Source organism: Paraburkholderia sp. TE9906 (genome assembly GCF_056279605.1).
In genome coordinates this window covers 673,288-689,597 of record NZ_JBWCCT010000001.1, presented here as the reverse complement: position 1 = coordinate 689,597, position 16,310 = coordinate 673,288, and the positions used below count along the sequence as shown (strand labels likewise).

The 16,310-nt window shown below is 62.6% G+C and carries 14 protein-coding genes; 11 read left to right on the top strand and 3 right to left on the bottom strand.

Features of this window, described 5'->3' with window-relative positions; translation table 11 throughout:
- The first annotated feature begins 148 nt into the window (after window positions 1-148).
- The 9 genes from ACZ9H4_RS03045 (at window position 149) to ACZ9H4_RS03005 (ending at window position 12,985) form a co-directional block, all read left to right on the top strand.
- Window positions 149-607: a DUF4399 domain-containing protein gene (locus ACZ9H4_RS03045; protein WP_476118193.1), complete on the top strand. Its 459-nt coding sequence runs from the start codon at window positions 149-151 to the stop codon at window positions 605-607.
- A gap of 46 nt (window positions 608-653) precedes the next feature.
- Entirely contained in the window at window positions 654-1,088 is a 435-nt protein-coding gene (locus ACZ9H4_RS03040; RefSeq protein ID WP_408147444.1) for a DUF4399 domain-containing protein, read from the top strand.
- Between the two features lie 283 nt (window positions 1,089-1,371).
- Window positions 1,372-1,650 carry a hypothetical protein gene (locus ACZ9H4_RS03035; RefSeq protein ID WP_408147445.1) on the top strand — a complete coding sequence of 93 codons (279 nt, stop codon included), beginning with the start codon at window positions 1,372-1,374 and terminating at the stop codon, window positions 1,648-1,650.
- A gap of 318 nt (window positions 1,651-1,968) precedes the next feature.
- The gene (locus ACZ9H4_RS03030) at window positions 1,969-3,429 is read left to right on the top strand and encodes an efflux transporter outer membrane subunit (RefSeq protein ID WP_476118277.1); all 1,461 of its coding nucleotides are present in this window, start codon (window positions 1,969-1,971) and stop codon (window positions 3,427-3,429) included.
- A gap of 269 nt (window positions 3,430-3,698) precedes the next feature.
- Window positions 3,699-6,323, top strand: a complete 2,625-nt coding sequence (locus ACZ9H4_RS03025) for an FHA domain-containing protein (protein ID WP_476118192.1) — start codon at window positions 3,699-3,701, stop codon at window positions 6,321-6,323.
- Window positions 6,301-7,674, top strand: coding sequence for a beta-barrel domain-containing protein (locus ACZ9H4_RS03020; protein WP_476118191.1), 1,374 nt, complete (start codon window positions 6,301-6,303; stop codon window positions 7,672-7,674). The genes ACZ9H4_RS03025 and ACZ9H4_RS03020 overlap by 23 nt, the downstream gene beginning before the upstream one ends.
- Window positions 7,675-7,710: 36 nt before the next feature.
- Window positions 7,711-8,463, top strand: coding sequence for a peptidylprolyl isomerase (locus tag ACZ9H4_RS03015; RefSeq protein WP_408327108.1), 753 nt, complete (start codon window positions 7,711-7,713; stop codon window positions 8,461-8,463).
- A 101-nt stretch (window positions 8,464-8,564) separates the two neighbouring features.
- Complete coding sequence (locus ACZ9H4_RS03010; protein ID WP_408151763.1) at window positions 8,565-11,621, top strand: peptidase domain-containing ABC transporter; 3,057 nt, start codon at window positions 8,565-8,567, stop codon at window positions 11,619-11,621.
- Window positions 11,621-12,985 (top strand): sigma-54 interaction domain-containing protein, encoded by a 1,365-nt coding sequence (locus tag ACZ9H4_RS03005; RefSeq protein ID WP_408327113.1) that lies wholly within the window; start codon window positions 11,621-11,623, stop codon window positions 12,983-12,985. The genes ACZ9H4_RS03010 and ACZ9H4_RS03005 overlap by 1 nt, the downstream gene beginning before the upstream one ends.
- Window positions 12,986-13,017: 32 nt before the next feature.
- On the opposite strand, the gene ACZ9H4_RS03000 is transcribed toward ACZ9H4_RS03005, so the two are convergent.
- On the bottom strand, window positions 13,018-13,788 hold the full coding sequence (locus ACZ9H4_RS03000; RefSeq protein ID WP_408327116.1) for a PP2C family protein-serine/threonine phosphatase: 771 nt from the start codon (window positions 13,786-13,788) through the stop codon (window positions 13,018-13,020).
- A 5-nt stretch (window positions 13,789-13,793) separates the two neighbouring features.
- Window positions 13,794-14,081, bottom strand: a complete 288-nt coding sequence (locus ACZ9H4_RS02995; RefSeq protein ID WP_168667506.1) for a hypothetical protein — start codon at window positions 14,079-14,081, stop codon at window positions 13,794-13,796.
- 471 nt (window positions 14,082-14,552) lie between these two features.
- Here ACZ9H4_RS02995 and ACZ9H4_RS02990 point away from each other — a divergent pair, with 471 nt between their 5' ends.
- Together ACZ9H4_RS02990 and ACZ9H4_RS02985 are read left to right on the top strand one after the other, a co-directional pair.
- Entirely contained in the window at window positions 14,553-15,056 is a 504-nt protein-coding gene (locus ACZ9H4_RS02990) for a lecithin retinol acyltransferase family protein (protein WP_408147457.1), read from the top strand.
- 70 nt (window positions 15,057-15,126) lie between these two features.
- Window positions 15,127-15,375 carry a hypothetical protein gene (locus ACZ9H4_RS02985; RefSeq protein WP_408147459.1) on the top strand — a complete coding sequence of 83 codons (249 nt, stop codon included), beginning with the start codon at window positions 15,127-15,129 and terminating at the stop codon, window positions 15,373-15,375.
- Here the strand turns inward: ACZ9H4_RS02985 and ACZ9H4_RS02980 are convergent.
- Window positions 15,372-16,250: a LysR family transcriptional regulator gene (locus ACZ9H4_RS02980; RefSeq protein WP_408151769.1), complete on the bottom strand. Its 879-nt coding sequence runs from the start codon at window positions 16,248-16,250 to the stop codon at window positions 15,372-15,374. The genes ACZ9H4_RS02985 and ACZ9H4_RS02980 overlap by 4 nt on opposite strands.
- Window positions 16,251-16,310 lie beyond the last annotated feature (60 nt).

The following is a 16,310-nucleotide window of genomic DNA, read 5'->3' as shown; positions in this document are numbered from 1 at the left end:
GGCGGCCGTCCCGTCACTCGCACCCGCGATATCCAGCCGGAGCGCTCGGCCTGCTTTGCGCAGCCGAGACGGCCATGTCCCCTCTTCGGGAGAGTGCGCTATGCGAAGAAGAACCCTCACCCCCGTTGTTTCCGATTGGCGTCATGCAATGAAAACACGCGTCGGCGTGGGGCGCGCGGCAGCGTGCGCCACGCTTCTCTTCGCACTCGGCTGTATGGCGCCTTTCAATATCGCGCTGGCCGAACAGACCGCATCGCCGCCGGGCGCCGAGGAATACATCATCTGGCCGTCGGATGGCGCGGTGATTCATGGCGGCAAGCTCTGGGTGCGCATGGGTCTGCGCAACATGGGGGTGTGTCCAAAGGGCGTCGCGCGCCCGAACTGCGGGCATCATCATCTATTGATCGATACCGATCTGCCGGCGCTCGACCAGGAAATTCCGTCGGACCGCAATCACCTGCACTTCGGTGCGGGCGAGACGGACGCGCGTATCGAGTTGCCGCCGGGCAAGCACACGCTGCAACTGCTTCTCGGCGACCAGAATCACGTGCCGTTCGTGCCGCCCGTCTATTCGAAGAAGATCACCATTACCGTGCAAAAAGACTAGCGCGATCCGTTCGTTTCACGCGGGTCCATCAGGACGGAGAGACCTCATGTACAAGATCTTTGTGGTCGCGGCGCTCGTGACATCGGCGGCATTGGCCCTGCCTGGCTTCGCCATGGCCGGCACGACACCAGCGCCGCCCGGCGCGTACGCCTATATCGGCTATCCGAACGACGGCCAGGTGGTGCCCGCCAACAAGCCGTTTCGCGTGTGGTTCGGCTTGCGCTTCATGGGCGTGGCGCCCAAGGGCGTCAAGTATCCGAATACGGGCCACCATCATCTGCTGATCGACACCGATCTGCCGCCGATGGACCAGGAAATTCCTTCGGACCGCAACCATCTGCATTTCGGCGCGGGCGAAACGGAAACGATGATTCAATTGCCGCCGGGCAAGCACACGTTGCAGTTGCTGATGGGCGACGATATGCATGTCCCGCACAATCCGCCGGTGTACTCGAAGAAGATCACCGTCATTGCGCGCTGAGATCTTGCTCGGCGCAGCTCGTGCATGCCAGTGTCACGAAGCAGCCAACAACCTTACGCCGTCTGTTGGCTGCAATCCGTCATCCTCTGTTCGCCGTATCGTCGCGTGCACTTCCCCCCGGCTCGCTAGTCATCGCTAAAGCCCTTTATCTGCGGCCTTTCTGGATATTTATTAGGATCGGAAATTAACTCTGGCACAGCCCATGCATTAGTGACACCCGAGCAGACAAATTGCTCGAACCCAAACGCAGGACTGTGCAGCTTCCCTTTCCAGGAGATTTACCATGAACACGCTGATGATCAAAGACCTGTCCATCACCGAACAACTCGACAGCAAGGCGATGAGCGCCGTGCGCGGTGGCTTCGGCTATCCCTCGTCATCGTATTTCACCTATGCGCCGGTGTATGCGCCGAACAACAGCAAGACCGTCGACGCTACGCAGCTCATCAACACGACGATGAACATCCAGAGCGCGAACGGCAACAACGCAGCGTTCGTCGCGGGCACCACGACCACGATCGCTCCGCATGTGAGCTCGGCCAACAACATCTACGTGTCCTGAGCGGCGCGTCCCCCGCGGAGGCCTGCCGGTCTCTGCGGGGCCCGCTCCGCCGTGGTCGAGCATCGATCTCCCGTTGGCCGCGTATCGGCTAGTGACTCAAAAAGGTTTCCAGTTCAATCGTTCTTTTCACGCACCCCTCGCGTCACCGTCCGATCCCCGCGCCAACCTGCCCGCCCGCTCCTTCGATGGTGAAGCCGCGTGGGAGAGGCTTTACCTGAAGGGCGCTCCGGTCGTGCAGTGTGTGCAGCGAAGCGGGCGTCATCGGAGACAATCGTGTCAGCGTTGCTTGATTCACTGATCTGTCAGCGCTTCTTCCTCGTGACATCGGCACGGTGCACGCGGGTGCGCGCAAGCGGCGGGCGGCGCGTCGGCGCCGTGTTGCGCGGCGTATGTGCGGCAACGGCATGCGCGCTGTCGCTCGGTGCGTGCGTCGACTTTCGCATGGCCGACTACAAGCGCCCCGACACGCCTGCCAAAGCGTCATGGTCGGATCAGAAGGGCGCGGCGGTGTCGGCCACCGCGACCATCGAGCCCGACTGGTGGAAAGGCTTCCACGATCCGTATCTCGACACGCTCATCGCCAAAGCGATTGCGGGCAACTTCGATATCAGAGTGCTGGCCGCGCGTATCGATGTCGCGGGGACGCAGATTACCGAGGCGAAAGCAGGCGCGTTGCCCACGATGGACCTTGGCGTCGGCGCCGATTTCGAAAAGACCACGGGCCAGACCTTTGCGAAGCAGTACAACGTCGCGGCCCAGGTGAACTGGGATATCGACATCTGGGGCAAGGTCGAAAAGGGCGTGCAGGCCCAGAAGGCGGAATTTCACGCCAGCGAGGCGGATTGGCGCGCCGGTTATCTCGAACTGGTGGCGAACGTCGCCAGCACCTACTTTCAGATTCTCCAATTCGACGATCAGATCGAGCAGCAGCAGAGGACGCTCGTCACGAACAGACAGATACTCACGATCTACGACGGCCAGCGGCGCAGCGGCCTCGTACCGCAAACCCAGGTGCTGCGCCAGCAGGCGGAAATCAACCGGCTGACCAACGAGCTGCTCGACTTGCGCCGTTCGCGCGCGCTGGCCAACAATGCGCTCTGTACACTGATGGGCGTACCGGCAGGCGAGTTTCAATTGCCGCAGGGCCATCTGCAGGAACGCGTGCAATTGCCCGCGGTGCCGGACGGCTTGCCCGCGCAGCTGCTTGCGCGGCGCCCCGACGTGGTGGCGGCGGAGTTCAGAGTACTGGAGGCTTACGACCTCGTGGGCCAGGCCAAGCTCGCGCAATTGCCGACCATCGGTCTCACGGCACACGGCGGCACGGCGAGCGCCGCGCTGAACAACCTGCTGAAATCGTTCACGTTCGGCTTGATGCCGAGCATCAACATCCCGTTGCTCGACCCCGGTACGCGAGCTCACGTGAAGACGACCCAGGCGCAATCGACGGTAGCCGAGCAGCAATACCGCGTGGCCGTGATGGGTGCGTTCGAGGAAGTGGAGAACGCGCTGGTCAATCTGAACTCCCATAAGGCGCAACGCGTGGAATTGCAGGAGGAGGTGTCGCGCCTGCAAATCGTCGCCGATCAGATTCAGTCGCAATTGCGCCTTGGCGTGGTGTCGCAACTGGAGGTATTCGAAACTGAACGGACCTTGCTCGAAGCGCAGCAAGGCCTTCTCGCCAACCATCAACTGATTCTGTCCGACACGGTTCTGCTGTACAAGGCGCTGGGCGGCGGCTGGCCGAGCGTGGACGTGCAGGCGCAAGTGAATAGCCAGTAGGCAGAGAATATGTGGCAGATAAAAGAGAAGTAAAGGAACACTGAGCTAATCGCAAGACGGAGCGCCGCGCGGATGTTTCGGCTCTCGACGACGCGCGCCGCCTTCACAACTGATGATCTGAAAATTGACACTCGCCATGCGTGACTTACAATCGTTGAGGGGCCCTATTTCATACGGCTCATTACAACAAGATCGTTTCGCCGTTGTCCATCGTCCCGTTCCCGTTGCGCGCTCTGCGCAGCGGGTAAACGCTTAGTGATCCAGATAAAATGGCCACCGGCGAAGCTCCGATTGCTGAAATGCGCGCGACAGTGGACGCTGCGTTCGACGTGGTGTTGTCACCGGTTGCGTCCGCGCAACGTCCTCCGCTCGACGCGATCCGGATTGTCGACAACCTGTTTGCGATCGGCCGCAGCGAAGCGCCATTCTCCGACTATCCTCCCGAGCGAACCTCGCGTCTGTCGCGCCGGCATGCGCGCATTTTCACGGAGCACGGCGCGGTTTATGTCGCCGATCTCGGCAGTAAGAACGGCACGGCGCTGAACGGTATCGCTGTGCGGCAAATGCCGGCGCGCGCGCGGGCCGGCGACGAATTGTGCTTCGGCGGCGAGCTGTGCTACCGGGTGAGTATCGAGCCGCGCGCACGCATCGTGGCGGCCACCGGCACGCCGCCCCCGCCGGGCCTGCTGCTGGTGCCGCAGCGCGACGACCTCGGCTTGCAGCCGATCGAGGTGCAGGCGTTCCCATTTCTCGTCAGCAAGGCGGACGACGTTTTTTCGCGCTACAAAGAGCGCTTTCCACATCAGGTCAATTACATCTCGCGGCGCCACGCGCACATTTTTCTGAAGAGCGGAGACCTCTACGTCGAGGATCTCGGCAGCACCAACGGCACCTTCGTTGGCGGAAAACGCCTGGACGAATCCGCGCTGCCGCTGGTGGAAGGCGACGTCGTTGCATTTGGCGGCGACCACTTCGTCTACAGGGTGTCGCTGCAGAAAGCCCCTGATGTCGAGCCCACCGTGACCCAGCTATTCCTCAATCCAGCCGTCGACGATGCGGCCGATAACGACAAGACCACGTTCGTCGGCGCCGCGCATTCGTTCCTCGATATCTTTTGCGTCGACCCGGGCCTACAACGTGAAGACGAAGTCAACGAAGCGGCATCGGCCGTGTCGGCACAGGCGAAGCGCGATGCGCAGAGCGGCGCAAAAGGCGTGAATGGCATCAGCGGGACGAACGGTACGAACGGCGCGCATGGCGCGAAGAGCGGCGCTAGTGCGCGCGGCGCCCACGCCTCGGGCCCCGCGGCGAGCGCGAAGGGCAAGCCGCGGCGCTGGCGCCTCGTCGCGAGCGAACTCGGCAAGGCCTTTGCGGACGACGACCGTCCGAACGTCAAACGCATCGCGGGATGGGGCGGCGCGGGCGTCGCCGTTCTGGCGGCGATCGCGGTGGCGCTTTACCTGCATGGCTCGTCGGAGCGTGAATTGAAAGACCTGCTGGCGAGCGGCGATTACACGAGTGCGGTCACGGCGGCGAAAGGCTATCTGGCGAGTCATCCGGCGGACACCAAAGTCAGTGCGCTCGCCAGCGAAGCGTTGCTGAAGGCGACACTGCCCGGCTGGTTGAACGCATTGCAGAAGGCTCAATTCGATCAGGCCGATGCTTTGCTGACGGAGATGAGAGCGTTGAGCGCGAACAACGCGGACGCCACATCGCTGGCCGGCGAACTGCAGTGGGTGGGCGATCTGGAGCGCTTCGTGGCCGGGCGCGGCGGCGCGGATGCGCCGATCCGCATGTACGCGGACGAGTCGACGATCAACAACCTGCTGCAACGCTGGGAAGACGACGCAAAAAGCCATCAGCGCGCGCTCGACCGGATCGCGTCCTATGTGCCGGTATTTGCCGAGCCCTACGCGAGGGCGCTGAGTCATCTGCGCAAGCTGGAAAGCGACGATTCGGTGTATGTCGCCGCGATCGACCGGCTCAATGGCGTGATCCGCACCGAGCTGGCGCGCGATAAACCCGACGCGCTGCCACCCGTGCTCGACGATTACGCGCAGCGCTATCCGCGTCTCGCCGGCCTCGACCGGGTACGCGAGGATTTGCGCCAGTACTCCGCGTTGCTCAATGCCGCACTGAGCCGCCAACTGACACCATTGCTCGCGATGCTGAAGTCGGTGCATTTCGGCACGCCACCATTTCAGGCGCAGTTTCAGCAACTGGCGGCGAGCCGTTTGCCGTCCGCCGACGTGATCCAGCGTCACGACGCGGTGAATGCGGCGTGGCTGCGCGGCGACGCGCAGCAGGCGCTGGCCGGTTTGCAGGCGATGCCCGCCGGCCCGTGGTCCGACGTGCTCGCGGCCGAAGCAGTGCACAAGAAAGCGCTGCTCGACCAGTACACCGATTTGCAGAAGACGCGCGGCGGCAAGGATTACGACCAGCGCCTGCTGTCGTTCTACGCGAGTCTCGATCCGCAGGCGGACGCATGGTTCGCGCAGTCGATCGAAAAAGACGTCGCCGCGCTGCACGATAAAGCGCTCGCGCGTGCGCAAGATCTGCTGCTGCGCGCGCAGAGTGTGTGGAAGCAATATCGCGCGAGCGGTTCGATCGGCGGCGCGCAACGGCTCGAAGCGGGCATCTCGTCGGGCTTTCGCAGTGAGGCGCGTTTGCTGTCCGACGCGCAAACGGCGGCGCAGCAGGGCATGCGCATCTACACGCAATTGAAGGCCGATCATCCCGCCGACTTCGACCGCCTCCTCGCGGACATCGAAGCCGAAGCGGATTTGCAGCGCCGCTCGCTGACGGAGTTGCGCATGGTGCTGGACCCGGGACTGTTGAAGGCGAAGCTGGCATTGATCGGAGGCGAGCAGAGTGAAGCGCGACAATCACCCTAGGCCGTTGTCCGAGGCGCTGGAGGACCACAGTGTCGAAGGCATTGCGATTCTGACGGTCGAGCCCGTGCGGATCGCGCGTGCGCTGATCTGGGCAATGGTCGCGCTGGTGGTGGCCGGCCTGCTGTGGTCGTTCGTCGGCCGCGCGGATGTGATCGTCACCGCGCAGGGAACGCTGTCGCCCGAATCGGAAGTGCGCCGCATTTATGCGCCGATCGACGGCGAACTGGCCGACCTGTATATCGCCGAGGGACAGCCGGTGTCGAAGGGCGACGTGCTGGCGCGGCTGAATGCACGCGGCGCGATCGAAGCGGCGAGCAACGCGCTGCAAGCGCAACTCAAACTCGAAGATGCGGAGCGCGACTCGAAGCAGTTTCCGGAAAAGAAAGCGTTCATGGAGCGTAAAGCGGCGGCGCTGAAGGCTCAAATGGAAGTGGAGTCCCGTCTGCACGAAAACCGGGTGTCGGAGGGCACCACCAAGCTCGCCGAAGGGCAGAAGGCGGAACTCGACGAAGCGCGCAGCATTCTCGACAACGCCCGCCGCACGCGCGAGGCGGCGCGTCAGGAACTGGACCGCTATTCGAAGCTGTTTGCGCAGCCGGGTGGCGGCGGCATTGCCGAATTGCAGGTCGAGCAGAAACGGACGGCCGCGCTGGAAGCGGACAACGCCTACCGCGTCGCACAATCGAAGCTCGCCGAACTGGACTTTCGCCTGAGTCATGAATACACGCAGGCGAATGCGCAACTCGAAACCAGCGGCCAGCAGACCACCGACCTGCAACTCCAATACGATTCGGCGGTGCGCGATATCACCGATGCGGAAGACAAGGTGCGTCTGCAATTGCAGAGCGCCCGTCTCGTGTCGGAGGCCGCCGCGCGAATCCGCTTCGAGAATATCGACAAGGACAACTTCCTGCTGATTCTCGCGCCGGTCTCGGGCGTCATTACCGATGTGACGTCGACGCAGCGCGGCGACAAGATCCAGGCGAACGCGCCGCTCGGCGGCATCGCGCCGAAAGATGCACGGCCCGTGCTGAAGATCGAAATCGCCGAACATGACCGTGCGTTTCTACATGAAGGCCTGCCGGTGAAGCTGAAATTCAATGCGTTTCCGTATCAGCGTTATGGGCTGATCAGCGGCACGCTCGCCTATATTTCGCCCGCCACCAAACCGTCGGCGCAGGACAAGCAGCCGGTCTACGAGGGCCGCGTCACGCTCGACAAGAACTACTACCAGATCGCCGACACCCGTTACCCGTTGCGCTACGGCATGACGGCAAGCGCGGAGATTGTGGTGCGTGAGCGCCGCCTGATCGATCTGGGTCTCGATCCATTCAGGCAGGTGGCGGGTTGAGCATGCTGAATATCCCCAATCAAAGGAGCGAGTGAAATGACCGCGATAGTGCGTATCGATGATGAAGTCGTGGACGTGTCCGAGTTCATTCGTCTTCTGAAACTGACCGGCCAGTTCGAAAGCCTGATCGAACAGATCGTGCGCGACAAGCTCACGGTGCACGCAGCGAAAAAGCACGGCGTTGCGGTGACTGCCGACGAGATCCAGCAGCGCGCCGATCAGTTCCGCCGCGTGCGCGGCCTGCATCGCGCGACCGACATGAACCAATACCTCGACGTGCTGCACGTGAGCCTCGACGAGTTCGAAGCGTTCATTACCGACGGGCTGTACCAGGAGAAGATGCTCGACGAGGTCGGCAACGAAGCTGCGATCCGCGACTACTTCGCACTCAATTCGCCGAAGTTCGACGCGATCGAAGTGAGCCATATCGTGCTCGACAGCGAGGGCAAGGCGAAGGAAATGATCTCGTATCTGCACGACGACCCCGACAGTTTCGCCGACATGGCGCGCGAACATTCGATTGCCGATACGCGTGAGGCGGGCGGCGTGATCGGCAAGGTGCTGCGCGGCTCGTTGAAGCCGGACATCGAAGCGAAGATTTTCAATGCGGCGGTGGGCGATCTGCTGGGGCCGTTTGCGTCGGCGGATCGCTCGTGCTTCGAGATTTTCGCGGTGACGGCCAAGTATCCGGCGACGCTGGATGCGGACGTGGCCGCCGAAGTCAGGCGGCTGCTGCGCGAAAGCTGGCTGATCGCGCGCGCCCAGGAGCATGTGATCGAAGCGCGCTAACAGGTCTGTACCCTTTGCGCGCTTTGCTTCATTCGCGCCACAGCGCAGTTGTACCACTCGAACCAACCCAACGCAGTCAGCCGAACGGAGGTCCGTAGTACATGGACGCACCCCAGGCCGCGCCTTCCGCCGCCGAGTTTCTCGCCTCGGTGGAAATTCTCTCGCCGTTCTCGCGCGATGAAATCGAGCGTCTTGCCGACTACGCGCAAGCGCGCTTCTATTCGTTTGGCGAAACGGTCTGCTCCGCGGGCGAGATGGCCGACGGGCTCTACGTGGTGCGTTCGGGTTCGGTGCGCATTTTCACGGAGGAGCACGGCAAGGAAACCAGCATGGGCGTGCGCAAGTCGGGCGAAATCTTCGCCGACATCGCGATGTTGCGCACGTACATGCACGAAGCGTCGGTGCGGTCATCGGCGAAAACCGAGTTGCTGTTCATTCCGCGCGCCGCGATTGAACCGGTGATGGCCGGCAATCCGGCCGCGCTGGCGTTCGTCGCGAGCTATGTGGCGATCAGCTCGGCGGGCGGCTTCGTCGCGCAGTTGTTCGATCTGCGCGGCAAGCTGAACAAGGCCGAGCTGGAAGAGTATGTGCGCAGCGTCGGCGTGAAACGGGTTGCCGCGGGCAAGGAGATTCTGAAGCAGGACGGGCGCGACGACCGGCGGCTCTACGTGGTGCGGCAGGGCCAGGTGCGTATCGTGCGGCACGAGGAGGGCCACGACTATACGCTCGCGACCCTCGGCGAAGGCGAGATATTCGGCGAAAAAGCGTGTTTGATGCGCCAGGAGCAGATGGCCTCCGTCGTGGCGACGACCGATACGCGGCTGCTGGTGATTCCGGAGCGCACGGTTCACTTCATCCTCGAACGCAATCCGAAGCTGCGCGAAGTGCTCGACGAGCGCATCCGCTACGGCGACCGCGAATTGCAGCGGCAAAAGCGGCTCGAACAGCGCCGCAAGTTACCGCTGATGCTCGACTTGCAAAGCAAGCCCGAGTTCGGCGAGAAGGTCATCAAACGCTTCGCGCTGGTCGAACAGGCGGAGGAGATGGACTGCGGCGCCGCGTGTCTCGCGATGGTGTGCCGCCACTACAGTATTCCGATGACGCTCGGCAAATTGCGCGAACTCGCCAACGTCACGACCCAGGGCGCGACACTCGACAGCCTCGCGCGCGCCGGCGAATCGCTCGGCTTCACGGCGCGCGGTGTGCAATGCACGTTCGATTCGTTGCGCGGTTTCGATCTGCCGTTCATCATCCACTGGGAGGGCTATCACTACGTCGTGGTGTACGGGCTCTCGAAGGATTACGTGTGGATCGCGGACCCGGCGCTCGGCTTCCGGAAATTGACCGTCGAGGATTTCGAGCGCGGCTGGAGCGGCACGTGTCTGCTGTTCACCGGCGGCCCGCATCTGGTGCAAATGTCGGCGGCGCGTTCGCCGTGGATACGTTTTGTCGGTTATTTGAAGCCGTACAAGAAGATACTCGGCCATCTGTTTCTTGCCACCTTCGTGATTCAGGTGTTGGGCGTGATTCCACCGCTGATCATCCAGAACATTCTCGACGGCGTGATCGTGCATCAGAACGTCAGCCTGCTGCATCTGCTGATAGGCGGCTTGATCATCGCGAACGTGTTTTCGCAATTGATGTCGACGATCCGCGCGTATCTCGCCAACTTCATGGTGCGCAACATGGACTTCGCGATGATGTCGCAGTTCTTCAAGCACACCATGTCGCTGCCGTTCTCGTTCTTCGCGAAGCGCAAGACCGGCGACATCTTCGCGCGCTTTCAGGAGAACCAGACTATCCGGGCGTTCCTCACTGAGTCCACCGTCACCACCACGTTGAATCTGCTGATGGTGTTCATCTACTTCACGATCATGTTCGTCTACAACGTGAAGATGACGCTGGTGTTGATCGCGTTCGTGATTCCGATCATGGCATTGACCGCGATCGTCACGCCGAAGATCAAAGGCTACGCGCGCGAGGTGTTTACCGCGTCGACCGATTCGAAGTCGTTTCTGATGGAGGCGCTTGCGGGCGTGGAGACCATCAAGGGCATGGGCATCGAGCGGCCGGTGCGTTTGCGCTGGGAGAAGAAGTACGCGAAGGCGCTCGAAGTGCAGTATCGCGCCCACGCGTTCAACATTCTGGTCGGATTCGGCAGTCAGTTGCTGAACGCCGCGACGACCATTGCGATTCTCTGGGTCGGCGCGAATCTGGTGCTGGCGCGCGAAATGACGATCGGTCAGTTGATCGCATTCAATGCGTTCATGGGCAGCGTAATGGGTCCGCTGATGGGGCTCGTCGGTTTATGGAGCATGTTGAACGACGCGGGCGTCGCGATGGAACGGCTCGGCGACGTGCTCGACATCGAGCCCGAACAGAAGCCGCAGGATTTGCCCTCGCGCGTGATGCTGCCGGAACTGCAAGGCGAGATCAGTTTCAGCGGCGTCTATTTCCGCTATGGAGACAACGACTCGGCCTATGTGCTCGAAAATATCAGCTTCGACATCAAGCCCGGCGAGCTGGTGGCGATAGTCGGGCGAAGCGGCTCGGGCAAGACCACGCTCGCGAAGTTGCTGGTCGGCTTTTACACGCCTACCGACGGGAAAATGAGCATCGACGGCTACGATCTCGGTGTGGTCGACAAAGCCTATTACCGCGCGCAGATAGGCTATGTGATGCAAAGCAATCTGCTGTTCTCCGGCACGATCGCGGAGAACATCGCGAGCGGCGACGATGCGCCCGACCGGCGCCGCATCGAGGAAGTTGCCAAGATGGCCGACGCGCACGCGTTCATCAGCAAGATGCCGCTCGGCTATGAACAGATTGTCGGCGAGCGTGGGATCGGTTTGTCGGGCGGACAGATCCAGCGGCTGTGCATCGCCCGCGCGCTGTATCACGACCCGCGTCTGCTCGTGTTCGACGAAGCGACGTCGGCGCTCGATTCGCAGTCGGAAAGCAATATCCTCGGCAATATGCATGACATTCTGAAGGGCCGTACGGCGGTGATCATCGCGCACCGGCTCAGCACCATCATGCGCGCGGACAAGATTCTCGTGCTGTACGAAGGGGCGATTGTCGAACAGGGCCGTCACGATGAGCTGATTCAGCGTGGCGGGATGTATTACCAACTGGTCCAGAAACAGTTGAGCGCGTAATGATGAAGATACTCGACCAGATTGAAGAGGCCAGCCCCGCGATTTCCTACGCGGGCCTGATCGAGCGGATCGAGATTTTGCGCTCGACGTTGCGCTGGTCGTCGCGCCTCGAACGCGCGGATATCGACAAGCTCCTCAGGCAAGCCACCTCGTTGCGAGACGAAGTGATGCAGCTTTCGCACAAGGAGCGCTTCGTGCAGGCGGCGGTGGCCGCCGAGCCGCAGACGCCGGTCGATCAATCGCGCGGCGCGCGCAGAAAGGCGTTGCTCGAACGCAGCTTCATTTTCGAAGGGACCTTCGGCGACAATGCGCGTCTGCTGGAATCGCTCGAAATCGCCGAGAAAGCGGCGCCCACCGATTTGCCCGTGCTGATCGACGGCGAAAGCGGCACCGGCAAGGAACTGATGGCGAAAGTGATTCACGCGAACGGCTCGCGCGCGGACAAGCCGTTCATCTCCGTGAACTGCGGCGCGATTCCGGACAACCTGCTGGAGTCCGAATTGTTCGGGCATCGCAAGGGCGCGTTCACCGGGGCGTCGAATGATCGCAAGGGCAAATTCGAAAGCGCGCATACGGGGACGATCTTTCTCGACGAGATCGGCGAGTTGCCGCTCGCCGGCCAGGTCAAACTGCTGCGCGTGCTCGAAGCGCACGAGATTCAACGCGTGGGCTCCGATGAAACCGTCGCCGTCGATACGCGCATCGTCGCGGCGACCAATCGCAATCTGCGGCAACTGAGCGAAGAGGGCAAATTCCGCGAGGATCTGTTCTACCGGCTCAGCGTGATTCACGTGACGCTGCCGCCGTTGCGCGAGCGCCGCGATGAAATCCCGCTGCTGATAGCGTGGTTCGGCGACGAAGCGGCCGGCACCTTGAAACGCAGGCCCGTCAGACTGACGCCGCGTTTGCGCGACTTTCTGCTGAACTACGCGTACCCCGGAAATATTCGCGAGTTGCGCAACGTGATGTATCGCGTGTCGTGTCTCGCGAGCGATATGGCGGACGTCGATCATCTGCCGCAGGACATGCGGCCGACGGCGCCGGGGGCGGCGGCTGTGTCGAGCGGTGCGCCCGCGAGCGGGCAGGAGCCGATCAGCGTGGCGAATCTGATGTCGCTGAGCGACGCGAAACGGGCCGCCAGCGACGACGCGGAGAAAGCCTTCCTGGAGCGTGGCCTTCGCGAGGTGAGCGGCACCGTGGCCGAACTCGCGCGGCGGATCGACATGAACCGCTCGCATTTGCAGATGCTGCTGAAGAAGCATGGTCTGCACTCGAAGGACTTCCGCAATCGCAATGCGCCGGCCGCCAGCAGGAACGGCTCGGAAGACGAGCGGGAGCGCGACGAGGAAGACGGCGAGACTTGATGCCGGCCAAACGTGGCGTCAAAGCGGTGACTTCAGGGCGACGGATTCAGCAAGGTTTTGTCGGACGCATTCGGGTCTTCCGCCTGCACGACCACTGCGGTGATATTGTCGCGACCGCCGCGCGCGAGCGCCAGTTCGACCAGTTCCTCGGACGCGTTCTCGCGTTGCGCCGAGGTCAGCACCGAGATGATTTCGTCGTCGCTCAGCTCGTTGCTCAAGCCGTCGCTGCAGAGCAGGAAGACGTCGCCGTCGGCGACTTCGATCGCATCGTCGTCGAGTTCGAGCCGGTCCGTCGCGCCCACCGCGCGCGTGATCATATGCTGCGCCGGATGATGCCGCGCCTCTTCGTCGGTGATTACGCCGAGCGACTTGAGTTCTTCCACCTGACTGTGATCGCGCGTGAGTTGCCGCAGCTGTCCTGCGCGGTACAGATAGATACGGCTGTCGCCCGCCCACAGATAGCCGCAGAAGCGGTCGCAAGCGAGCAGCACGACGACGGTGCTGCCAATGCGCTGCACCTGGCGGCGCGCGGCTTCGTCGCGTAGTTGACGATTGGCGGTTTGCAGCCGGGTGCGGGCATCGGCGATCAGCGTTTTCATGCTGAGCGGCGCAGCGAGCCGGCTCAACGCATCGATCACGAGACGGCTCGCCAGATCGCCGACCGCGTGCCCGCCCATGCCATCGGCGACGGCCCAGCGCCCGGGGGCGGGCTGGTCGAGGCAGGCATCTTCGTTGATCTCGCGGACGCGTCCGGCGTCGGAACGCGCGCACGACGTCCAGCGAAATTGGCTCGCACAAGTCACAACGGCTACACCGTATCGTTTCTGCTGCGTGCGTCGGGAGAGACAGCGATGTTCGAGTTCGCGCCCGTGTTGTAGACGTCGACCGACTGGAACTGGTTGATCATCTGGTTAGCATAGAAGTTGTTGGACACCTCGTACAGGTTCACGACAGGTCCCATGCTCGGCGTATTGCGCACATACGGCTGAATCCAGCCATAGACCCATGGCGCGCCACCGCCGCCGCGAATCGCCGCCATCGCTTTACGGTCGAGCGCGAGGTTCAGCGTGAGGTCGTTTACTGTGATGCAAGCCATGACGTTCTCCGGTTGCCGCGCCGGTTACGCGCGCGGTTTAAAAGGATCTGGACGTGATAGTGCAAGTGCCATGCCACTTTGCGGCCCCATCCCCGGCATTGTCGTAACGCGTTGATTGCACGGCGATTCCGCGCGCCTGCGCACGCAGCGTCGGCTTACACGGGCGCTGATCGGTCGGTTTGCAGCCAACAAACGCCCACGCGCGGCGGTGTATGACCCAACACATGCGGGCAGCTTGCGGTCACGCGCCGATGCACGGAACAACAGCAGAAAGCGGCATGGCTGGAACCCCGTAAAGAGCGTCGCGCACCAACACATCGGGGCGAATTCTGTCGGCTCACCGCTGACACACGGACCGTCCCGTATCCCACCCAACAACCCGAAAGTGCCTTAAATAAAGGCTTTCGCGCGCATGGCCCGGATGATGCACATGACCTCGCAACAGTGTTGGAAATCGAAACGAGGCCAGCCATGAACACCCCTCTTCTTCAGACGAACAGTACCGGCAACGAAGCGCGCCAGGCTGCACCGTCCACCATCGACCTGCCGATCGGCGCGCATCTCGTCACGCAACGGCGCGGCTACGAACATCACGGCATCTATGTGGGTAATGGCCGCGTGGTCCATTACGCGGGCTTCGCGAGTTCCGCGCATCGCGGCCCGGTCGAGGAAGTGGAACTGGCGCGCTTCGCCGCCGGCCAGCCGCTGTCAATCCGCTCGACCCCGAGCGCCCGCTACATCGGCGACGAAGCCGTGCGCCGCGCGCGCTCCCGTCTCGGCGAAAACCGCTACCGCCTGCTGACCAACAACTGCGAACACTTCTGCGCATGGTGCCTGCTCGGCGAAAGCCGCAGCGAACAGGTGCATGGCTGCCTGCGTCATCCGAGTGCCGGCGTGCTTGCGCTGGTGTGTCTGGTGAAGGCTTTCGTCGAAAGCGGTGCGAAGGGCGCCGAGGTGGCTGCGCAACTGGCGTGAAAGCGCAACGGCGCTGTCAACGACTCAACGGTTTAACGATTCAAACGCGACAGGATTCAAGGAGAACATCATGGTTGCCGCAGAAAAAACCTTGCACTGGGCCGTCGACAAATGGCTCGCACCCACCCCGTCGATGCCCGCGCGCGTCGTGCGGTTCTACCACCGCGCATCGCAACGCTATGTGTGCGTCGAAGCGCTGCGGCCCGGCGGCCTGCTATCGATCTTCTTCTTCCGTCACGGCGACGGTTCGTGGAACGTATTCCCGCCGCAAGCCGAACGGCCCGCGATGAACGGTCATCGCCGCAGCGCGCTGTGCTAGTCCGGCGAACGCTGTCCCGCTTCGTTGACGATCCATTGACTGAACAGCAGCATCGCCGGCGTCATCGGCTTGCCCTTCAGATAGGTCAACCAGTAGCTGCCGGCGTGGACTTCCACATCGAACGGGCGCACGAGGCGCCCCGTATTGACCTCGTGATCGAACATCAGCGCCGGCGCGAGCGCGATTCCCGCGCCTTGCATCGCCGCTTCCACCATCAGGCGTGACGAATCGAACACCGGCCCGCGAACCGGCCGCGGCGGAATACCGGCGGCGTTGAACCAGTTCATCCAGTCGTCCGCGCGATACGAACGCAGGAGGGTCTCTCCCGCCAGATCGTCGGGCTTCGACAGACGCGCGGCGATCTCCGGCGTGCACAGCAGCGCGAGCGGCGCATCGAGCAGCCGGGTGGCGAGCGAGCCGGGCCACGTGCCGTCGCCGAAGCGGATCGCGAAGTCGAGCCCTTCGGTGGCGAGATCGACGAGGTTGTTGTTCGTCAGCAGCCGCAGTTCGACGAACGGATGCGCCTCGCGAAACGATTTGAGGCGCGGCATCAGCCAGCCCACCGCGAACGTGCCGACCACGCCGACTGTCAGCACCTCATGAAAATGCCCGCCTTCGAACTGCTTGAGCACCGCTTCGATGCGGTCGAACGCGTCGCTCAGAACCGGGCGCAGCGCGAGGCCTTCGTCGGTCATCGCAAGGCCGCGCGGCAGACGCTTGAAAAGCGCGGTGCCCAGCCGTTCCTCGAGCGTGCGGACCTGCTGGCTGACGGCGGCCTGGGTGACGTTCAGTTCGAGCGCGGCGCGCGTGAAGCTCAGGTGTCTCGCGGACGATTCGAACGCGCGCAAAGCGTTCAGCGGAAGATGCGGTCTCATGGTGAAGGCATAAGATTTTCTTGTGAGTCGGCTAACTTATCATCGTTTGTCAGCGCCGGG

Bases quoted from the DNA above. Each gene is read 5' to 3' on its own strand.
- ACZ9H4_RS02995 (WP_168667506.1), bottom strand. From the start codon at position 14,081: ATGGCTTGCATCACAGTAAACGACCTCACGCTGAACCTCGCGCTCGAC.
- ACZ9H4_RS03040 (WP_408147444.1), top strand. From the start codon at position 654: ATGTACAAGATCTTTGTGGTCGCGGCGCTCGTGACATCGGCGGCATTG.
- ACZ9H4_RS02985 (WP_408147459.1), top strand. From the start codon at position 15,127: ATGGTTGCCGCAGAAAAAACCTTGCACTGGGCCGTCGACAAATGGCTC.
- ACZ9H4_RS03035 (WP_408147445.1), top strand. From the start codon at position 1,372: ATGAACACGCTGATGATCAAAGACCTGTCCATCACCGAACAACTCGAC.
- ACZ9H4_RS03005 (WP_408327113.1), top strand. From the start codon at position 11,621: ATGATGAAGATACTCGACCAGATTGAAGAGGCCAGCCCCGCGATTTCC.
- ACZ9H4_RS03025 (WP_476118192.1), top strand. From the start codon at position 3,699: ATGGCCACCGGCGAAGCTCCGATTGCTGAAATGCGCGCGACAGTGGAC.
- ACZ9H4_RS02980 (WP_408151769.1), bottom strand. From the start codon at position 16,250: ATGAGACCGCATCTTCCGCTGAACGCTTTGCGCGCGTTCGAATCGTCC.
- ACZ9H4_RS03045 (WP_476118193.1), top strand. From the start codon at position 149: ATGAAAACACGCGTCGGCGTGGGGCGCGCGGCAGCGTGCGCCACGCTT.
- ACZ9H4_RS03015 (WP_408327108.1), top strand. From the start codon at position 7,711: ATGACCGCGATAGTGCGTATCGATGATGAAGTCGTGGACGTGTCCGAG.
- ACZ9H4_RS03010 (WP_408151763.1), top strand. From the start codon at position 8,565: ATGGACGCACCCCAGGCCGCGCCTTCCGCCGCCGAGTTTCTCGCCTCG.
- ACZ9H4_RS02990 (WP_408147457.1), top strand. From the start codon at position 14,553: ATGAACACCCCTCTTCTTCAGACGAACAGTACCGGCAACGAAGCGCGC.